The organism is Pseudoflavonifractor sp. 60 (genome assembly GCF_009911645.1).
Lineage (GTDB): Bacteria > Bacillota > Clostridia > Oscillospirales > Oscillospiraceae > Lawsonibacter.
This window is the reverse complement of sequence record NZ_QWKI01000132.1, coordinates 12,338-33,634: the sequence shown is the minus strand read 5'-3', so window position 1 is coordinate 33,634 and position 21,297 is coordinate 12,338. Positions and strand designations below refer to the sequence as shown.

The 21,297-nt window shown below is 57.7% G+C and carries 14 protein-coding genes and 1 tRNA gene; 12 read left to right on the top strand and 3 right to left on the bottom strand.

Annotated elements, in window-relative coordinates:
• The first annotated feature begins 232 nt into the window (after positions 1-232).
• From D1646_RS14610 to D1646_RS14595, 4 genes are all read left to right on the top strand, one after another.
• Positions 233-1,882 (top strand): sigma 54-interacting transcriptional regulator, encoded by a 1,650-nt coding sequence (locus tag D1646_RS14610; RefSeq protein WP_201754694.1) that lies wholly within the window; start codon positions 233-235, stop codon positions 1,880-1,882.
• 486 nt (positions 1,883-2,368) lie between these two features.
• Positions 2,369-2,830, top strand: coding sequence for a MarR family winged helix-turn-helix transcriptional regulator (locus tag D1646_RS14605; RefSeq protein ID WP_160637169.1), 462 nt, complete (start codon positions 2,369-2,371; stop codon positions 2,828-2,830).
• Between the two features lie 7 nt (positions 2,831-2,837).
• Positions 2,838-4,571 carry an ABC transporter ATP-binding protein gene (locus D1646_RS14600; protein ID WP_160637168.1) on the top strand — a complete coding sequence of 578 codons (1,734 nt, stop codon included), beginning with the start codon at positions 2,838-2,840 and terminating at the stop codon, positions 4,569-4,571.
• A complete protein-coding gene (locus D1646_RS14595; protein WP_160637167.1) occupies positions 4,571-6,736 on the top strand; it encodes an ABC transporter ATP-binding protein in 2,166 nt (721 codons plus the stop codon). Before D1646_RS14600 ends, D1646_RS14595 begins: the two co-directional genes overlap by 1 nt.
• 156 nt (positions 6,737-6,892) lie before the next feature.
• Here the strand turns inward: D1646_RS14595 and D1646_RS14590 are convergent, their stop codons facing one another.
• From D1646_RS14590 to D1646_RS14580, 3 genes are read right to left on the bottom strand one after another with little or no spacing between them, the layout of a single operon-like run.
• On the bottom strand, positions 6,893-7,405 hold the full coding sequence (locus D1646_RS14590; protein WP_160637166.1) for a hypothetical protein: 513 nt from the start codon (positions 7,403-7,405) through the stop codon (positions 6,893-6,895).
• Positions 7,402-8,187 (bottom strand): DUF3021 family protein, encoded by a 786-nt coding sequence (locus D1646_RS14585; RefSeq protein WP_160637165.1) that lies wholly within the window; start codon positions 8,185-8,187, stop codon positions 7,402-7,404. The genes D1646_RS14590 and D1646_RS14585 overlap by 4 nt, the downstream gene beginning before the upstream one ends.
• Positions 8,174-8,641, bottom strand: a complete 468-nt coding sequence (locus D1646_RS14580; protein WP_243154188.1) for a LytTR family DNA-binding domain-containing protein — start codon at positions 8,639-8,641, stop codon at positions 8,174-8,176. Before D1646_RS14580 ends, D1646_RS14585 begins: the two co-directional genes overlap by 14 nt.
• Positions 8,642-9,116: 475 nt before the next feature.
• On the opposite strand from D1646_RS14580, the gene D1646_RS14575 reads away from it, so the two are divergent.
• From D1646_RS14575 to D1646_RS14540, 8 genes are all read left to right on the top strand, one after another.
• Positions 9,117-9,193: transfer RNA gene (locus D1646_RS14575), tRNA-Arg, on the top strand.
• 380 nt (positions 9,194-9,573) lie between these two features.
• The gene (locus D1646_RS14570; protein WP_160637163.1) at positions 9,574-9,954 is read left to right on the top strand and encodes a hypothetical protein; all 381 of its coding nucleotides are present in this window, start codon (positions 9,574-9,576) and stop codon (positions 9,952-9,954) included.
• A gap of 90 nt (positions 9,955-10,044) precedes the next feature.
• A complete protein-coding gene (locus tag D1646_RS14565) occupies positions 10,045-10,872 on the top strand; it encodes a ParA family protein (protein WP_160637162.1) in 828 nt (275 codons plus the stop codon).
• Positions 10,826-11,788: a ParB/RepB/Spo0J family partition protein gene (locus tag D1646_RS14560; RefSeq protein WP_160637161.1), complete on the top strand. Its 963-nt coding sequence runs from the start codon at positions 10,826-10,828 to the stop codon at positions 11,786-11,788. The genes D1646_RS14565 and D1646_RS14560 overlap by 47 nt, the downstream gene beginning before the upstream one ends.
• Before the next feature lie 213 nt (positions 11,789-12,001).
• Positions 12,002-12,940 carry an LPXTG cell wall anchor domain-containing protein gene (locus tag D1646_RS14555; protein WP_160637160.1) on the top strand — a complete coding sequence of 313 codons (939 nt, stop codon included), beginning with the start codon at positions 12,002-12,004 and terminating at the stop codon, positions 12,938-12,940.
• Positions 12,941-12,945: 5 nt separating this feature from the next.
• Positions 12,946-13,764, top strand: coding sequence for a sortase (locus D1646_RS14550; RefSeq protein WP_160637159.1), 819 nt, complete (start codon positions 12,946-12,948; stop codon positions 13,762-13,764).
• A gap of 100 nt (positions 13,765-13,864) precedes the next feature.
• The gene (locus D1646_RS14545) at positions 13,865-14,698 is read left to right on the top strand and encodes a transglutaminase domain-containing protein (protein WP_160637158.1); all 834 of its coding nucleotides are present in this window, start codon (positions 13,865-13,867) and stop codon (positions 14,696-14,698) included.
• A gap of 80 nt (positions 14,699-14,778) precedes the next feature.
• The gene (locus D1646_RS14540) at positions 14,779-21,264 is read left to right on the top strand and encodes a SpaA isopeptide-forming pilin-related protein (RefSeq protein WP_160637157.1); all 6,486 of its coding nucleotides are present in this window, start codon (positions 14,779-14,781) and stop codon (positions 21,262-21,264) included.
• Positions 21,265-21,297: the final 33 nt, after the last annotated feature.

The following is a 21,297-nucleotide window of genomic DNA, read 5'->3' as shown; positions in this document are numbered from 1 at the left end:
CCAACCGGGCAAAAAGAGATTAAAATCCCGGAACTTCATTAGACTTGCACAATTTCTTCTGTGTCGTTTTATCTATATCAACCAATATATTTGTTCAGCATTCTTCTGTTCTGGACAGGATGCCATAGAATAGCTGCAAAAAATCATTGTATCATGCAAAAAATTTATGCATTCCTGTTGACAATATGCAGGATTTTCGGTAAACTGTCAGCACATAAAGGGGAGGATCGTCATGCTCTACGACATCTTATTTACACTGGACCAGTCGGGACGGCTTGTCTCGGTGGCTTGGGGCAGCAAGGAGGCAGAGGACCTGTACCGTGACCTCTTTGAGAGCTGGGCCGCCAACCGCCGTCCGGCGGACGCCGCCTTTGCCCTGCCTTCGGGGAAGGACAGCGGACAGCTTCTCTGGGACGAGAGTGCGTTTCACTTTCAATTTCTTCCAGCCCCGGAAGATGGACGCTGGCTGCTGCTGAAACAGAAGGACCCCCGGCCCTATCTTCTGGCACGGGCGCTGGACCAGATCTCCGACGGGGTACAGATCTATGATAAAAACGCCTGCGCTGTCTATTTTAACAAGGCCAGCCGGGGAATCTCCCATATCCCAAGCGGGGTGAGTGTGGAGGGACGGCACCTGCTGGATATGTATAACCTGGATGAGAGCATCAGTACCACCATGACCGCCCTCCAGACCCAGGCCCCAGTCATTGACCGGGTGGACAGCTTTCGGACCAGTGAGTTCAGTACAGTCCCCATTGCCTCGGCCAATACCTCCTACCCCATCTTTCGGGAAGGGGAACTGCTGGGGGCGGTGGTCTTTGAACAGACGGCGGAGATTGTGGAAAAAAATCTTAAAAAAATGGAGGCAACCCGCCGGGCCCTCAGTTCCTTTCAAAATAAGCCTCCCAAAGTCAGTTTTTCTGGCTACACCTTTGACAATGTGATTGGCAGCAGCCCCAAGCTCCGGGAGGCGGTGGAGCTGGCCCGCCGGGTGGCTCCTCAGGACAGCCCCATCCTTCTGGTTGGGGAGACAGGGACGGGGAAGGAGATTTTCGCCCAGAGCATCCACCGGGCCAGCCGCCGCCGAGGCGGGAAATTTCTGGCAATTAACTGCGCCGCTGTCCCGGAGACTTTGATTGAGAGTCTGCTCTTCGGCACCAAAAAAGGCAGCTTTACCGGCAGTGAGGACAAGGCCGGTTATTTTGAGGAGGCCTCTGGCGGCACCCTGTTTCTGGACGAGCTGAACTCTATGAGTCTGGCCATGCAGTCCAAAATTTTGCGGGTCCTCCAGGAAAAGACCTTCCGCCGGGTGGGAGGCCATCAGGAGCTGAAGCTGGATGTGCGCATCATTTCCTCCTGTAATGAGGACCCCTTCAAGAACATCTCGGAGAACACTTTCCGCCGGGACTTGTTCTACCGGCTGTCCACTGTTATGATCGAGCTCCCTCCCCTCCGGGAGCACCTGGAGGATCTGGAGGAGCTGATCCGCTACCACCTGGAGGCCACTGCCTATCAGTTTGTCCGCTCCGTAACCCAAATTGAGCCGGAGGTTTACGCTCTGCTGCGGGCTTACCACTGGCCGGGTAATGTACGCGAGCTGTTCCACGTGCTGGATTACGCTCAGAATGTCACCGACTCCGAGGTGATGGAGGCGCGGCATCTGCCCCCCTATCTGCTGAAACGCAGGGCTTCCACACCCAATACCCAGACCATCGACTTCTCTCGGAAGGACCTTCAAAGCCTGATGGATGACTACGAGCGAGAGATCATTGCCCAAGCCCTGGAGCACTGCGGTTATAACATCTCACAGACCGCAAAGACTCTGGGCATTCTCCGCCAGAGCCTGCAATACCGCATCAGAAAATATGGATTGATCTTTTAAAGCCGGGGACCCGGCCGGGAAGGAGCTTCGCCATACCTCCTGCACCTTTTTGAAGTCCAGGAAGGCTCCCTTCTCAATGACCCGCCAGGTTGGGTGTCCTGGCCGTTCCAGTCGCTGTCTGACTGCTCAGGCAGTAGTCCAGAGGACCGTCACAGCACTTGATTGGTCTCTTTGTACATTTCTTCGGCCTGCTTCTCCTTAAAAAGAAGCTTAACTCCATCGATTTTTTAGCGTCTCTCAGTTTCGCAAACGCTAATCTTTCCTCTTACTTCCAAGCAGCCGCCCATTGGGCGGCTTTTTCTGAAAAAGGGGGTTGACTCTGACACTGCGTCAAGGGTTATCCTGGTGTCCAGGGCCGGTCCCCTTCCCAACTGTAAACAATTTTTGAATCCCCGAAAAAACACTTGACAATGTTTTCCGCTCTGCTATAATAATCAACACGTTAATCATTAACGGGTTAATAATCTACCGAAAGGAGGTTTTCTCGTGAAAGATGTGTTTCACGAGATGGATTTACTTTCCCGTCAGCTGAACCAGGCTCACCGCGCTGCGGTACAGTGGGAGCTGAACGCCGCCGGCCTGCGGGAGGTGGGACACCCCATGCTGCTCACCATTCTGGAGTCTGGAGAGGGCAGCCAGGATCAGCAGTGCCGCGCCCAACGAGACTTGGCCGAGCTGCTCCACATCTCCCCCGCTGCGGTAGCCAACTCTCTGAAATCCTTGGAGAAGAGCGGCTACATCCGCCGGGAACCGGGACAGTGGGACGCCAGGCGCAATCGCGTCATCCTCACAGGCAAGGGGGTCCAGGCGGTGGAGGGCTGTCGGAACGCTTTCCAGCGGGTCTCTGAGCAGATGATGTCCGGTTTTTCTCCGGAGGAGCTGGAGCAGCTGGCCCAATTTCAGCGACGGATGCTGAACAACCTTCTCAATTCCCAACCAAAGGAGTGATTTTCCCTTGCTTTCCCTATTTTTGACCCATCTGGAGGGCTATAAAAAGGACGCAATCAAGTCGCCCGTTCTGATCGTGCTGGAGGTTATCTGTGAGCTGCTCCTCCCCCTGGTTATGGCGGAGATTGTAGACGTGGCCATTCCCTCAAAGGACACAGGCTACATCTTCAAGCTGGGGGCGGTGATGCTGGCCCTGTCAGCCCTGTCCATGACCTGCGGCGTGCTGGCCGCCAAATACGCCGCATTTGCCAGTCAGGGCTTCGGAGCCAATCTGCGGCAGTGCCTGTTTGACAAGATACAGGAGTTCTCCTTCGCAGATATTGATCGCTTCTCCTCCGCCTCCCTCATCACCCGAATGACCAATGACGTCAACGCCATGACCATGATGCTGGCTATGGGCCTGCGGATGCTGATTCGAGCCCCGATGATGCTCATTGTCGCACTCATCATCAGCCTGAAGCTCAACGCACGGCTGGCAGTGATTATGCTGGTGATTATCCCGCTGATGGTTCTGGCGATTTCCGTCCTTATGAAGGTCTGCTCCAAGCTCTTTGAGGTGATGCAGAAGAAGATTGACGGGCTAAACAACGTACTCCAGGAGAATCTGGTGGCCATCCGGGTTGTAAAGGCCTTCGTCCGGGAGGAGCACGAGCGGCAGAAGTTCAACCACTCCAGCGACGAGCTGATGAACGCCGGCCTGACCGTGGGAATGCGGGTCATCGCCATGATGCCCATTATGATGCTCTGTATGAACGGGGCCACCTTGGCGGTGCTCTACTTCGGAGGGCGTATGGTCATGGGCCTCACCTTCGACCTTGGCGACCTGAACGCTTTCCTGTCCTATATCATGCAGGTGCTGATGAGTGTGATGATGGTCGCTATGACACTGCTCCAGCTCTCCCGCGCCCAGGCCTGCGCCCGGCGCATTAATGAGGTACTCAACGCCGTTCCCTCTGTCCAGGATCGGGAGGAGACCTCCTCCCTCCCCGCCCCCCAGGGCCGTGTGGAATTTCAGGATGTCTCCTTTAAATACGCCACCGGCGGCACCGGGGACGATGTACTCTCTCACATCAACTTCTCTGTGAAGCCGGGACAGTTTGTGGCTATTGTGGGGGGCACCGGCACAGGAAAGTCCTCCCTAGTCAACCTGATTCCCCGGTTCTACGACGTCACCGGCGGAGCTGTTCTGGTGGACGGCGTGGATGTACGGGACTACCCCCTGGAGGAGCTGCGGGGCCGTATTGGCATGGTGCTCCAAACCAACGTTTTGTTTACCGGTACTATCCGGGAAAACCTGATGTGGGGCCGCCCTGACGCCACGGAGGAGGAAATGATCCAGGCGGCCAAGGACGCTCAGGCTTACGACTTCATCATGGGCCTGCCCCAGAGCTTTGATACCCAGCTGACTCAGGGGGGCACCAACGTCTCCGGCGGGCAGAAGCAGCGGCTTTGCATTGCCCGGGCCATGCTGCGCAAGCCAGCCATCCTCATTCTGGATGACTCCACCTCCGCAGTGGACTCGGCCACAGAGGCGGCAATCCGGGAGTCCTTCCACAAAAACCTCAAGGACACCACCGTCATTATCATAGCCCAGCGCATTTCCTCGGTGCAGTACGCCGACGAGATCCTTATACTGGACGACGACCACATCGCTGGCAGAGGAACCCACGACGATCTGCTGGCTCACAACAAAATTTACCAGGAAATTTATCAATCTCAGCAAGAGGGGGTGGGTGAATAATGCCAGGACCCAATCAAGCCTTCAAGGCCGGAGCGGTCAAACCCAAGAACATAAAAAAGACTGTGGTGCGGCTGGTGGGCTACCTCACCCGCAGCAAGCTGCCCCTGCTGCTTGTGTTGCTGTGTCTGCTGGTGTCGGTGGCCACCAACCTGGGCGGGTCGTATATGGTGCGGGATATTACCAATCTGATTACCGCCCCAAACAAGACCTTTGAGGAAAAGCTCACCGGTCTGGTGGCCCTCATCGCCCTGCTGACGGGAATCTATCTCTGCGGCGCGGCAGCCACCTATGTCCAATCTGCTATTATGGTCCAGCTGGCAGAGCGGGGGGTCAACAAGCTGCGCAAGGACCTGTTCGACAGCCTTCAGAGGCTGCCCCTCTCCTACTTCGACCAGCACCCCCACGGCGAGCTGATGAGCCGCTTCACCAATGACGCGGACAACGTGCAGATGGCGCTCCAGCAGAGCGTAGTCTCCCTGCTGTCCAGCTGCCTGATGTTCACAGGGCTGGTGGCACTGATGCTGGTCATCAACTGGCAGCTGTTTCTGGTCACTCTGGTAATTCTGGCGCTCACCATGACCCTCTTTCAAAAGCTGGGGGGCCGCAGCCGCCGGTTCTATCAGAAACAGCAGAAGGCTCTGGGCGCGGTCAACGGAGAAATTCAGGAGGTCATTGAAGGATTAAAAGTGGTAAAGGCCTTTACCCACGAGGAGGAGGCCAAGGAGAAGTTCCGGAATCTGAACAACACCTATCGGGACGCCGCTCAGAAGGCCAACTTCTACTCTACCATGATTATGCCTATGGCGGGCAACCTGATGAACATCAGCTACGCCCTCACTGCCGCCTTTGGCGGACTGCTGTCCGTCCTCCAGGGCTTCGACCTGGGCGGACTGGTGGTCTACCTCAACTACTCCAAACAGGTGGGCCAGCCTCTGAATCAGATTTCTCAGCAGATGACAACCCTGCTGTCCGCTATGGCGGGAGCGGAGCGTATCTTTGAGGTGATGGACACTGCCGCTGAGGTGGATCAGGGCTCTATAACCCTGGTCCCTGCGGAGAAGGACGCCAACGGGACCCTCTCCCCCTTCACCGGCGCCGGACGGCCCCGCACCTGGGCCTGGAAGGTTCCCCGGGGCAACGGTATGGCTCTGATCCCTGTGCTGGTGGGGGCGGACGACACTCTTACCGAGCTGGGCCAGGCAGAGCAGAAAAACGGCAGTCTGATACTCCTCCCCCCTAATGTTGACTCCTCCGAGGGCATCTGGGTCCTGGTAAATGGAGACGGCTCCCTCACCCAAGTCCAGGATATGTTAACCCTGGCGGGCCACGGCTGGGCCTGGAAATACCCTGGAGCCGACGGGAGCAATTCCCTTCACCTGATCCGGGGCACGGTACGCAATGTCCCCGGCGAGGATTTCTGCCTCACAGAGCTGAAGGGAGCAGTACGGTTCAGTCACGTGGATTTCTCCTATGTTCCCGGCAAGCGAATCCTAAAGGATGTCTCTGTCTATGCCGACCCGGGGCAGAAAATCGCCTTTGTAGGCTCCACCGGGGCGGGCAAAACCACCATTACCAACCTCATTAACCGCTTCTATGAGATTGAAGGCGGCATGATTACCTACGACGGTATCAATGTTACCGCCATCCGCAAGGACGACCTGCGCCGGTCCCTGGGAGCTGTTCTCCAGGATACCCACCTGTTCACCGGCACCATTATGGACAACATCCGCTATGGCCGTCTGGACGCTACGGACGAGGAGTGTATTACTGCCGCTAAAAGCGCCAATGCCCACTCCTTCATCCGCCGCCTGCCAGAGGGATATCAGACCATGGTCACCGGCGACGGGGCCAACCTGTCCCAGGGCCAGCGGCAGCTGTTGGCCATCGCAAGGGCCGCCGTGGCTGACCCGCCGGTGATGATCCTGGACGAGGCTACCTCCTCCATCGACACTCGCACCGAGGCTCTCATCCAGCAGGGCATGGACGCCCTTATGGAGGGGCGGACCGTCTTCGTCATTGCTCACCGCCTGTCCACCGTGCGCAACTCCAACTGCATTGTGGTCATTGAGCATGGCGAAATCGAGGAAAAAGGCAGCCACGAGGAGCTGTTGGAGCAGCGGGGCCGCTACTACCGCCTCTATACTGGACAGTTCCAGCTCTCTTAATAACAAATGCGCCCCGCCGTCAGGCGGGGCGCTGGCTGTTTAGCCTCCTTTTTCATTCTCTGACATACTGCAATAAACAGGAAATACTCACTTTATTTGTACAACAACCGCCCAGAGGACCATTTCAGGCCCCGTCCAAAAGTCCATCATAAGGCATTATTTCTTTTTCTTCCTCCTTGCACACATCCCAATGGAAAAGCCAGCCATCATCAGCACATGGGTCCCAGCCGCCGCCAGGGGCTGGAGATTGTTGAGCACATGAGCGGGCTGCGGACCGTCGAACAGGGGGTAGAACCAGGCCATTCGGGCCATCATCTGAGGATACAGGACAACCCACAGAATATCCGCCCCTCCCAGGTCGGCCCAGCAGCAGAGAATGCCAGGGAGAAATGTCCACAACAGCAGAAAGCTCCAGATTTCCCAACTGCCTCTGGGACGGAATTTGTCGGGCAGAGCGCGCCCTCCTATCCCCCACAGCACGGGCATCGCTAATCCCAATACGTAGACCAGCCACTCCCACTGGAAATCTCTGGAAAACAGACCGTTCACCACCACGGCACAGGCCAGGCAGGACAGGGTCTGCACCGCCGCCAGCCACAGAGAACTGATCCCAAATCGCTTCAGCAATCCCCAGCCCTGGAACGCCCGCTCCAATATTTTTTCTCTCATCTGCTTGTCCTCCTTTTGGGCACCGCTCGCCGGTACATCCAACCCAGCACATTCCCCGTCAGCGCGGGAACAGCCGCCATAAAACAGTGGAACAGACGGGCTGAGGATGTTACATACAGCATGGGCAAATAACACACCAAACAGGCCGCCGGATACAGCGGGCACACCCCCTGCCGCTTGCCCAGGGACAGTCCGGCGAAGAAGCCGCCCACAGGCAGAAGCATAAAGGGCAAAAGCATCCCAGACAGGACTGGGATATAAATAAAGCTGCCCTGATTAACCCTATCATCCATCCAGTACAGCAATAAGGGCAGACAGTCGCACAGCAGCAGAACAAAGGGCAGATAGGGCAAGGTCTCCCGCCACTTCAGGGGGGATGGCCCGGCGTCCAATCCCAGCAGTGTGCGCAGCTGTACCACCTCCATGTACCAGCCAATCCATCTCCCAAGCCAGACCAGAGCGTACAACAGAGCCAGCATCCCTTCCAGTACCAACAGCACCTTCCAGTCCTCCCAGGACCAGAGTTGAGCCGCCAGCAGAAGGAACAGGAAGGAGGTCACCGCAAAGTGGATCCCGGAGTGGAGCAGCAGGGACCTGCCATCGTCAGCAAAGGGCAGCGTGGCTATCCCCGCAGCTCCGCCCAGTGCAGCACACAGGCCATACACCGCAGGAGACATCTCCTGACTCCCCTCTGTATAGAAGAAAAACAGGGCTCCCGCCAACACACCTAAAACGCCTCCAGCCAGGACCCGGACCAGCCAGACCCTTTTATCTCTTCTCATTCTGACTCCTCCTCCCCAGATTCAGCGTCTCCTTGATTTTTTTTACGTATCGTCGGGACACGTAGGACTTTACTGCGCCATCCAGCGTCATACAGATGGTGCCCGACAGCGACAGGTCCACCGCCGTAACCCGGTCCAGGTTAATGATTTCGCTGTTGGAAATGCGGACAAATCCGGTCTGGTCCAGACGCTCCTCCAGCTCATACAGCCGCAGGTGGACCCCGTAGACCTCCTGTGCCGTCTGCGCGGACACCCCTTTGCCGTCGGTGTAGAATCGGAGGAACTCCCCTTGGGGCAGGAGCAGCTTCTCCTCCCCCCGATTCACTGGGATGGGGCCCATTGCCAAAGAACGCAGGCTCTCCGCCAGCCGAAGCAGTTCTTCGCTTTCCTCACCAGCTAAAATCACCACTTTTGGCTCCTGCCGGTGGGGTTCCAGCCGTATTTCTACCTCCATAGGCCCTCCTCCTCCCTGGTTCCAAGTATAACCGCTCTCTGGCGCTGTGTCCAGCCTTTTGGGATACTTGGTCATTTTTCCTGGATAGTCGGCAGTTTTGCCGTTGACAGATTGATTGATTTAGGCTAAAATACAATAGTAAACTATGTACCTCAAAACCATATGTGTCTCCATCAAAAGCCTGCCTCATCCCCCAAGCTCCCTGAATGCAGATGTATAGTAGCTACTTCACTTTTGTATACTCCATTTTCATAGATCTGTGTACCACAGCTGGAGCAATCAACCAAACATACCAATTCACCCGCTTTTTTCCCTTGATGTGGATTGCATGGGTTCAAGTTCACTCAGACAAATCAATAGGCCCCGATAGCTCAGTTGGATAGAGCGACTGCCTCCTAAGTGTGGAACAGAGCGCCCCACTCCGGGGGCACAGGTGTACGACTCCCAGTTCGATTTCATTTGTACAATTTCATATGCCCGCGTAGCTCAGTTGGATAGAGCGACCGCCTCCTAAGCGGTAGGCCAGAGGTTCGAATCCTCCCGCGGGTGCCAGTAGCAGCACAAAATCTTCGGAAAAACCGAAGATTTTGTGCTTTTTCTATAACATTTTGAAAGCCGAGGGAGGACGCTATGTTACCCACTTAAAAGGTGGGCGCTTTATCCATAATTTTTTGCTAATCACTGTTACTTCCCGATTCAAATTGAACTACATACCATTTCCCCCCTAAAACCTTGCTAATCAATTAGCAAGGTTTTTTGTTTTTCCACCGAAAAATGGGGTGGTTTGCTAATTGGGCAAGAAAACGGCTTCAATCTTTGCTAATGAAAAAATGGAGCGGTTTCCGGTTTGAATCCTTTTGCCCTGCCCAAAAGCCTACATAGCCGCCTGAAACCTGTTGACGGCTGTGAATTTTATAGTAGGAGGACAAGTTATGAAGTGGAAGAAAAACGAGACGCAGAACAGCGAGGCCCGCATTGAGAAGCTGGCCGACGAGGTTCGCAGCGCCGCATACAAGAGCGTGGAGGGCCTGTGGAGCGCCTTTCTGGAGGTGGGCGAACTGGACATGGTGCAGGCCACGGAGAAGGCCCTGCGGCTCCTGGTGCGCCACGGCGACTACACCGGGGCTATGAAGGTGCTGGAGGGCATCTACGCTTTGGTGGAGATCGCCCCGTCGGAGAGCTTCACCGACTGCCAGCAGTACCCCGCCCTCGCCCAGATGTTCATGGATGAGTTTCTGGCTGAGAGCGAGGACTTCATCTTTGACGCAGGTATGGAGGACGTGCTGGCGCTTCTCATGGACGAGAGCCAGTAACACCCCAAGTGGGCCGCTGGCCCACTTACATAGCCGCCTGTTTCGTCGCAGGCGGCTATGACTATATCCAAAGAAAGGAGGCAGAAACCCATGAACAAGTGCAAAGTGATCGCTGTCACCAATCAGAAAGGCGGTGTGGGCAAGACCACTACTGCGGTCAATTTGGGCGTGGGGCTGGCACAGCAAGGGAAAAAAGTGCTGCTGGTGGACACAGACCCCCAGGGGAGCCTTACGGTGAGCCTGGGTGTGAAGAACCCGGACGATCTGGACACGACTATTTCCGATCTGATGCAGACCGTCGTGGACAACGAGAACCTTTCGCCGCTGGACAGGGGCATCTTGAAGGACATTGAGGGCGTCGATCTTGTGCCCTCCAACATCGACCTGTCCCGCTTTGAGGTGAGCCTTGTGAACACCATGAGCCGGGAATTTGTGCTGCGGAGCTACCTGGGCGCGGTCAAGCGGAATTACGACTACGTTCTCATTGACTGTATGCCCTCGCTGGGTATGCTGACCATCAACGCTTTGGCAGCGGCGGACAGCGTTCTTATTCCCTGTCAGGCCAACTACCTGTCCACCAAGGGCTTGAAGCTGCTGATGGGATCAGTCGCCAAGGTGCGGCGGCAAATCAACCCGGAGCTGAAGATCGACGGTATCCTGCTGACGATGGTAGACAGCCGTACCAACAACGCGAAAAGCATTATCGCCGCCCTGCGGCAGACCGGGAGCAATCTCCGGGTGTTGAACACGGAGATACCTTTTTCTGTCCGGGCGGCGGAGTGCAGCGTGGAGGGCAAGAGCATCTTTGCCCACGACGGCAAGGGGAAAGTAGCGGCGGCATATACCGCGCTGGTAGAGGAGGTGAGCGCCCTTGAGCAAAGGAACCGCAATCGACCTGGGGCTGAACGAGGCTTATAACGACCTGTTCTCTACCCAGGCAGAACGGGACAACGCCCAGCGCAGCTATGTGACCGACCTGCCCACCAGCGAGATCAGTAACTTTCCTAACCACCCGTTCAAGGTGCGGATGGATGAGAGCATGACGGAGCTGGTGGAGAGCGTAAAGGAACGGGGCGTCCTCTCCCCTGTGCTGGTGCGCCCCATGCCGGACGGCAGCTATCAGATGGTGTCCGGCCACCGGCGCAAGCTGGCGTCGGAACTGGCAGAGCTGCCCACGGTGCCCTGTATCGTCCGGGAACTGACCGACGATGAAGCCATCATTATCATGGTGGACAGCAACCTCCAGCGGGAGCAGGTCTTACCGTCAGAAAAGGCGTTCGCTTATAAAATGAAGCTGGACGCCATGAAACGGCAGGGAGAGCGCACAGATTTAACTTGTGCCCCAACGGGGCACAAGTTAGAAAACCTTAAATCCCGTGACATTGTAGCGGCTGAATCAGGTGATAGTAAAAGCCAAATCCAACGCTATATCCGCCTGACAAACCTTGTGCCCGAACTGCTGGACATGGTGGACAATTCTGTTCTGAAAGAAAAGGGCCAGTTACAAATGGCTCTGCGTCCCGCCGTGGAGCTGTCCTATCTATCAAAGGACGAGCAGAACGCCTTGTTGGAGATCATGGAGGGTGAGGACTGCACCCCCTCCCATGCCCAAGCTATCAAAATCAGGGACTTTTCCGAAAAGGGCAAGCTGAATCCCGATGTGATCCTCTCCATCATGCAGGAGGAAAAGCCCAATCAGGTGGAGCAATTCAAAATGCCTAAGAACCGCATCGCCAAGTTTTTCCCTGCGGGGACGCCCGCACAGAAGATCGAGGACACTATCGTGAAGGCTTTGGAGATGTACCGCAAGCGGGAAAGGGCGATGGAGCGATGAAAGTTACACCTGGGGGGCAGTATGCCCTTTTGCGGCCCTGGCACCTCCCACGCCCTCCCCCTCTCACACTCTCCCCCTCCAAACCTGCTGTACCTGCTGAAAAGAAAGACCCTGCCCATCCTTTTTCAGCCGGTAAAACCCCTTGAACCGAACCCGTGGAGCGCCACGGGGATTTTTTGCGCCCAAAATCAACAAAATGGAGGTAATCTATCTATGAAGCGGAAAACCATCACCCACGCGGCTCGGCTGCTGTGCGTCCTGGCCCTGGCTATGAGCCTGACCACCGCCGCCTTTGCCGCCGACCCGCCTGAACCCGCCCAGCCGTCTCCCTGTTACCCCACCGCCGTCACCCGGAGCGAGGACGGCGGCGAGATCAGGAAGATGTACGATCTGGGGCCGGAGGACGACCCCGCTGGCATCCCCCGTTCCGACTTTGAGCAGGAGGGCTACCACTACACCCTCACCGACCTGCTGAAACAGGAACTCCCCGCCAACGAGAGCCGCCAGCACACGGAAACCGTGTCCGTGAACAGCAAGAGCAAGGACATGGGCGCGGTGCTGGCCCTTTTGCCGCAGACAAAGGAGTTTATCACCGAGGACGGTCTTGTCGGGACGCTGGCCCTGAAGCTGGACACGGTGAAGGTGGAGGTGGCCGGGTACGGCAGCTCCACCAAGAGCGTCACCGCCACCCGCACCTACCCCGGCCTTGCCGACCAGGACACACAGTATATCCCCAAGTCCATCAGCGACAACGGCCACTCCCTGACCCTCCAGACCGTCAACTGGCAGACGGAGGGGGACGGCCATTTTACCGCCGTGGCCTCCTACTCCGGCTCCGCCACCAGCTCCTATGTGAAAGGCTACACCGTCACCGCCGACTACGCTGGCACCGTCAGCCGTATCAACCTGAACAAAATCCGCTATGTGGCGATCTTCGAGGGCACGGCCCTGGAACCCGCCCCCACAGAGGAACCCGGCGACACCCCCAGCCCTGACCTGACCGACCCCGCCGACCCCACTACTCCCGTTGACCCGTCTGACCCCGCTGACACCCCCACTGGCGAGAAGAACAACGTCCTGCCCGTGGTGGCGGTTGTTGTGGTGGTGCTGCTGGGCGGCGGAGCGTTCTACTTCATCAAACGCAGGAGGTAAACACCATGAAGAAACTGACCATGCTTTTATCCGTTCTGTGCCTGACCCTGGCCCTGACGGTGCCCGCCAGTGCCCTTGAATACAACATCGACGGCCCCGGCGACCCGGAGTACGGCAAGTCCACCTCCATCGAGCCGGTTATCACGGCTGACCGGGGCGAGATGCCCAACGTGGACGTGAGCAAGAACGCGGCCCTGATTCCGCCTACCTTTGGCAGTCCCAGCGCCTACACCCTGAACACCGGCAACCCCCTGACCCCCAATCTGGCCCCAGGCTATATGCTGGGTGAGGGGGCCGTCATCAACGGCAACACCGGGATCACTGTCGCCCCGCCCGACTTCAACACCATCCCCAGCGGCATCGTGTCCGGCGGCACCACCGGGGGTACGGCGACCCCCACCCCCTCTACCGGCTACACGGAGGTCACTTCCGACCTCTATTACAGCGGCGGCTACCTCGCCACCCTGAAAATCCCCAGCCTGAACGTGAACGTCAAGGTCTACGAGGGTACGGGCAGCTCCGTCCTGGCGAAAGGGGCGGGCCACTTCGAGGACACCAGCATTTGGGACGGCAACTGCGCCATCGCTGGTCACAATCGTGGGGCCAACTGCTATTTTGGCGACATCCACAATTTGAATGTAGGCGACACCATCACTCTGACCACCCGGCTGGGCACCCGCACCTACTCCGTTACCAGCGTGAACAAAATCAGCGAAACGGACAACTCCCTGCTGGCTCCCACCGCTGAGAACTGCGTCACGCTGTTCACCTGTGTCCGCAATCAGAGCGCCTACCGCTGGGCTGTCCGGGCCGTGGAGGTCTGATACCCGCTGAAAAGAAATTCGCACCTTAGACTGTTTCCCTCCTTTGTGGTACTGTTGGGACAAGCAAAGACCCCAACATATTACAAAGGAGATCGTTCATATGAAAAACAGTCTGAACCGTTTTATCGCCGGGATCGCCTGCACTGTCCTTGTTGCCGGTTTGAGCGTCCCGGCCCACGCCGCAGAAGCCCAGCCAGAACCCTACACCATCAGCGCCACCCAATGGAGCCGGGAGGACTTCTCCCAGGAGGCCAACCCGGATGTGTTCACCGCCACCTACGACCGGGCGCTCTACAACGCCATCCGTCAGACGCTGGTGGACGGCACCAGCGATACCGCCCCCGCCTATACGATGGTGGGCGACAGCGAATACAGCGCCGTGAAGAATCTGCTGGGCCGGATGGAGGGCGTTGTACGGTATGAGCATCATGTCCCGGAGAACTTCACCAACTACTGGCAATACCTGGACTACTTCGCCGTGTCCGCCGAGATGCCAGAGAACTACCAGGAACCGTTTGACTTCATCCAGCCCACCATCCAGGCCGCAGACGGGATGACCGACCGGGAGAAGGTAGAATACCTGAACGATTATCTGTGTACCCTGCTGGCCTACAAGAAGGGCAAGACGGCGGGCGTGACCCGCACCTTTGCCCAGCACAGCGGAGAGCTTCAAGCGGCCTGCGGCTCCTATGCCAGAGCGTTCAAGTTTCTGTGCGGGGCGGCTGGTATCCCCTGTTTCACCATCAGCACCAGCAACCACACCTGGAACATGGTCTATGTGGACGGCCAGTGGCTCCATGTGGACGTGTCCCTGAACGACCTGACGAACAGCCATTCCATGCTGCTTCGGGAAACCTACCCCAACCATCCAGACCGAGCGCCGGAGCAGACGGCTTTTCTGAAAGAGCTGTTTGTTCCTGGAAGCACAAAGTAAGACAACCAAACACCCGCATCGGATAGGCAGACTGTGAAAACAGCCTGCCTTTTCTTATGCCCGGAAAGAAAGGAGAACCTATGAAACACAAGCATTTCAACCGCCTGCTGTCCATGCTGCTGGTGGTGGCTACGCTGTTTGGCCTGATGGCCGTCCCCGCCAGCGCCGCCTCGCTGGAGAACAGCGGCACCGTCACCATCCAACAGGCCGGGTATGGCAATTACCTGGGCACAACCAAAGGAAACTCCATCGGCGGCGGCTACTGGAAGTACACCAGTAACGATGGGCTGACCGGCACCGCCTACTGCGTCAACCACGGGCTGAAAGGGGTATCCCCCTCCAAGGCCCTGACTGTCCAGCCCTACGACCGCAACCCGCAGACGATGGGCGTGTTCGCAGGCGGCTATCCCAACAGAACGCTGGAACAGTTCAAGGAACTGCACCAAGACGATGTGCGGGGCGTGAACGCGCTGACCGAGGATGAGTACAAGTACGCCACACAGTTGGCGATTTGGGCCTCCTGCGGCCAGCTTGCCATTCCTGGCACCTCCTTTACGGCGGGACGTGACACCCTCGCCGCGCCCACCGCAGACGCACAGAAAATCCGTATCTTCGACAGCGTGAAGGCCATTCTAAGTTTGTCCCAGCATTGGACGAAAAGCCTCCACACCGGCCTGTCCCTCCGGGCCGAGGAAGATAAAGACATCCGGGGCATAGAAATCCTCAACGAGTACGGTTTGGAGGGCGCTGCCGAGGACAATGAGGACGGTATCAAGCTGGAGCGCATCAACGGCAAGGAGTATTATACCCGTGTGGTGTATCTGGCCTCCGCAACCTCCACCTGGATTGACGGGCGCAAGACCAAGGTGTACTCCACCGACGCTCCCCAGGGCACCATCTTTGTGGCGGAGAACAACTCCCCGCTGGAAACCGTGCAGGAGAACGGGGCCACCTGCTATAAAGTGGACACCAGCAAGACCCGCAGTACCACTCTCAATTCCAATGGAAGCGAGTATTATGGCGCATTCAAAGTCTGTCTCCCCGTGGACAATGTGCCTGCCGTGGGCAGCTTCACCATCAAGGCCACAGGCGGCGTGGCACAGTACAACCTGTATCTGGCCTACAACCCTTCCGCATCGGAACAGTCCTATATCATTTCTGACCCCGGCTATACCAATCTGGACGCCCAAATCCCCTTTAAGTGGAGCGGCACCGAGGATTTGACCGAAACCGCCAGCCTGCAAGTGATTAAGGCCGGGGCAGGCGGCGCTCCGCTGGAGGGGGCCGAGTTCACCCTGACCGGCAGCGGCGGCACCACCGTTACCGGCACCACCGACCGCAACGGGCAGATCGTGTGGCGTGACCTGCCCGCCGACGAGAAGTACACGTTGACAGAAACTGCCGCCCCGGAGGGCTATCAGATCGTGGCCCCCATGAACGTCACTCTGACCCCTGGCCGTACCGAGTATCTGACCGTCACCGACGATGTGGAGCGCGGCTTCACCATTAAAAAGGTGGACGCACAGAACAAGGGCAGCTTACAGGGCGCTGTGTTCCGCTTTGAGCAGATCGACGGCAGCTACGTTACTACCGGCATCACCGGCTTTGATGGCACCATTAACTTTCAGGGCGACGAGCTGCCCTACGGCTCCTACCGCATTACGGAGCAGACGCCCCCGGACGGCTATGTGAAGTCCTCCCGCGTGGAAACGGTGAAGTGGGACGGCACCAAGGATGTTCTCATTACCTGGGAGAATGTTCGGGACATCAGCCTGACCATTATTAAGGTGGACGAGCAGACCGGCGTTTCCCTGCCCAACGCCACCTTTGATGTGTTCGCTGACGGCAAGCTCATTACCTCCGTCACCACCAACGACAACGGCGAGGCCCGCGTGACCGGCATCCGAAAGGAAGCCTATATTGAGATCGTGGAAACCGCCGCACCCGCTGGGTATGTGCTGGACAAGACCCCCCACGGCATCCACATCGACCCGTATGACCCGGCCACCGAGGACGACCCTGTGCTGACCGTCACCAACCGGGCGCGGCCCGCCTTGCGTATCCTCAAGTACGACCTGACCAGCAACAAACCCATGCCCGACGTGACCTTTGAGGTCTGGCACGACGGCGACCTGTTCGGGGAATACACCACCAACGCCAGTGGTGAGATTTTCCTCTATGACCTGGAACCGGGCACCTATTTGGTGAAGGAAATTGCCACCGACGACGCCCATGTGGTGAACAGCACCCCCCAGCAGATCGAGTTGAAGGCCGGTGAAACGCAGACGCGGGAGCTGGTTTTCTTTAACAGTTTGAAACCGGGCATCCATCTTATCAAGGTGGACAGCGTGACGATGAAATCCCTGCCCAACGTCCGCTTTGAGTTCAAGCTGGTAGGCGGCTCCTACCGGCAGGAGTTTACCACCGACATTAACGGCGAGATCGACCTGTCCAAGCTGACCCCTGGCGCATACGAAGTGCGGGAGCTGGAGGCCCCGGAGGGCTACCTGGTGGACGATGCTGTGCGTGTGGTGCAGGTGAACCCGGACGAGAACGCCAACTTTGTGTTCACCAACACCCCCAAGCCCGCCCTGCGGCTTATTAAGACCAGCTCGGACGGCACCCGGCTGGGCGGCGTTCATTTCCGCATCGCCCGCATTGAGGACGGCACACACTACCTTGACCGTATCACCGATGATAACGGCGAAATCAACATCGACAAGCTGGAACCCGGCGTGTACTCCATCAAGGAAACGGCCACCGTTGCCGACCACATCCTCGATCTCCAGGAGTACCATGTGGAGCTATTTCCCGGCCAGACCAGCACCATCACCATTGAGAACCAAAAGCGGCCCAACCTCATTGTCTACAAAAAGGACGCCGACACCGGCGACCCGATCCCCAATACCATCTTTTTGGTAAAGGCAGCGGACGGCCACTCCGTTGACGAGATCAAGACAGACGCCAACGGCAGGGCCACCCTGACCAACCTCCTGCCCGGAGTGTACGAGGTGAGCGAGAAGTCCGTTCCAGCCCCCTGGCTCATGGACGCTCCCAGCCAGCTTGTGACCCTTTACCCCAACCGCGACCACACCATCTATTTTGAGAACCACAAAAAACCCACCCTGACCGTAAACAAGGTGGACAGCATCACCGGCAGTCCCATCAAGGGAGCCAAGTTTGAGGTTTGGTACGGCTCCAACAACACAACCACCGGCGAGCTGAACAGCCTGGGGACGTTCTTCTCCGACGAGAACGGCCAGTTTTTCGTAGACCTGCTCCGGGACGGCTGGTACAGGGTAACGGAGCTGGAACCCGCCGCAGGGTACACCATCAAGCAGCCCGCCACCCAGGAATTTTATATCAAGGGCGGCGAGAGCAAGGTTATCACCTTTGAGAACGTACCAAAGAACGCCATCATAGTTGAAAAATATGATAGCGTCACCGGCGCGGCCCTGCCCGGATGCACGTTCCAGTTGCGCTACCTGGGCGGCACCAGCGGCACAGGCGGCACCGTCATCGGCACCAAAGTGACCGGGAAAAACGGCACCGCCATGTGGACGGGCCTCAACCCCGGCGCGTATGTGTTGGAGGAAGTGGACGCAGCGGATGGGTACAACATCATCCAGTCCTCCGAAACCATCATGCTTGCCGACAGCGGCGAACAGAGCGTTGTCACTGTTAGATTTACCAACGCCCCGGACGGCCAGCTCCTTATCAGAAAAGTATGCTCCGTCAATCCCTCCGTCACCTTGCAGAACGCCGAGTTTAAGGTGCTGTATGCGGACGGCAGCGTTGTGGGTGACAGCAACGGCATTTTCAGAACAGATGAGAACGGAGAAATCCTTATCACCGGCTTGACCCCCGGAAAGAGCGTGGTGGTAACAGAAACCCGCGCCCCCGCTGGCTTTATTTTGGATACGCAGAGCCAGACCGTTCAGATCAAAGAGGGCCGCACCGTCAGCCTGACCTTTAAGAACCAGCCTCGCGGGGCTATCATCATCCAGAAACGGGACAGCGCCACCGGCCAGCCTTTAAGCGGGGCGGAGTTCCGCGTAACCACCGCCGCAGGCTGTGAAGTGGGGCTGGACGGCGTGATTGGCTCCAGCACCCTGACGCAGAACGGTATTTTTACCACGGACGCCCAGGGGGAAATCAAGATCACCAACCTCGCCCCCGGCGCTTATGTGTTGACGGAGCTGAAAGCGCCGACAGGGTATGTCATGGACAGGGCCAGTACCAATGTTGTCATCGGGCAGGGCGGCGATACACAGACCGTCGTTGTCACCAATTCCAAGGCCGGGACGCTGGTCATCGACAAACGGGACTCCCTCACCGGGAAACCGCTGCAAGGCGTGACCTTTAAGGTAACGACCAGCACCGGCGAATATGTTCCCGACGCCAGCGGGCACATCAGCAGCAACGGCCTGTATTTCACCGACAAGGACGGCAAAATCACCATTAACGGCGTTGTTGGTACGCTGGTGGTGACAGAAACGGCCACCATCCCCGGCTACACCATCGACGAGGCCACCCGGACGCAGACGGTGGTGGTGAACCCCAACGACACGCAGACCCTTCACTTTACGAACACGCCCAGCACCACTTTGGTGATTGAGAAGTATATCGAGGGCACCACCACACCGCTGAAAGGCGTTACTTTCCTTGTGACGGACTCCAGCGGGGCCGTTGTGGGCAATTCCAACGGCGAGTTTATCACCGATGAGAATGGCCGCATCGTTCTGAACGATTTGACCCCCGGCACCACCATCACAGCACGGGAGGTCAAGGCGTTGGAGGGCTATGTGCTGGACGGCCAGCCCAAGTCTATTTTGATTAAGACGGGGGAAGTTCAGACCCTCCGTTTCTACAACGCCAAGCAGGGCACCATCGTGGTGAAGAAGCTGGACAAGCAGACCGGGGAGCCGCTGGCCGGGGTAGAGTTCCAGATCACCTACTCGGACGGGAGCTATCTGGACGACGACTACGGCCACCTGTCCAGCAAGGGCCTCTACAAGACCGACGCCAACGGTGAAATCCGTATTTCCGGCGTTGTGGGCACCCTGGTCATCACGGAAACCAAACCTTTGCCCGGATATGTGATGGACGAGGGCACCAAGACGCAGACGGTCAAGGTCAATGCCAGCGATACGCAGACCATCACTGTGTATAACACGAAGGTGGGCGGATTGACCATCATCAAGACGGACGAGGAAACCGGGGAGCGGATCAGCGGCGTACAGTTTGAAATCCGCAAGCTCAACGGGGAGATTGTGGGCACCTACACCACCGACCGCTCCGGCGTCATTTCCCTGCCCGAAGCGGAAAAGGGCTGGTATCAGGTAACGGAACTGAAAGCGGCCAAGGGCTATCAGTTGGACAGCCAGCCCTATCAGATCGAAGTGAAGGACGGCAGCACCGCCACGCTGGAGATTACCAACCGGCAGACCGGCAGCGCCATCATCCACAAGATCGACAGCGTGACCGGCAAGGGCATTTACGGCGTGAAGTTCCTGCTTTCCGACGCCAAGGGCAACCCCGTGGGCACCTATGAGAGCGACAACGAGGGCTATGTCTATGTGGACGGCGGGCTTGCGGACGGCAAGTACACCATCCGGGAGATCGAGTGCGCCGAGGGCTATATCCTGGACACCCAGCCCAAGACCATTTATGTGGAATATGGCGGCTGCACCACCATCACCTGGAAAAACACCGCCGTCACCGGGCAAATCCAAGTAACCAAGACCAGCGCCGACTACAACAGCATGAACGGCTGGCCCGCTGGCACCCCCATCCCCGGCACCGTGTTTGAGATTTACCACTACCGCACCGGGAACCTTGTTGACACCATCCGCACCGACAAGAACGGCGTGGCCGTGTCCAAGCCCCTGCCCCTGGGCCGCTACAAGGTGGTGGAATCCAAGGCCGCTGACTTCTACGCCCTGGACAAGACCCCCATCGACGTGGAGATCGAACACGCTGGGCAGATCGTCAAAGCGGCCATGACCAACAAGAGCCTTTACACCAATGTGTCCATTGAGAAAACCGGCTATGCCGAGGTCATGCCCGGTCAGAACATCCGCTATACTTTCTCCAATATCGGCAACAACTCCACCACGGCGCTCACCTCTTTTTATTGGAGGGACACCCTGCCCGTGGAGGCGGTTCGGCTGGCGAAGATCACCACCGGCACCTACAACGCCGCTGGCAGCTACAAGATCGTCTACAAAACCAATCTCTCCGGGGCCGACTACCGTGTGCTGGCGGACAGCCTGAACACCCAGCAGAACTATGTGCTGGAAGCGTCCCCCGTGGCCCTGCGGCTGGCGTCCAACGAGTATGTCACAGAAGTAATGTTCGTGTTCGGCGTCGTCCCGGCCAACTTCCGGCAGGTGGAAGCGCCCAAGATTGACTGTACTGTTGTGTCCTGGGCCAAGGGCGGCAGTCAGTTTGTTAATCAGGCGGACGTGGGCGGCGTCTACAACGGACAGTGGATCATGGCGACCACCCGCTGGGTGACGAAGGTCTACACGCCCTCCAAGCCCCTCCCCCGGACGGGGTATTAAGCACATCCCCGTGGCCCGCATAGCGGGCCACTT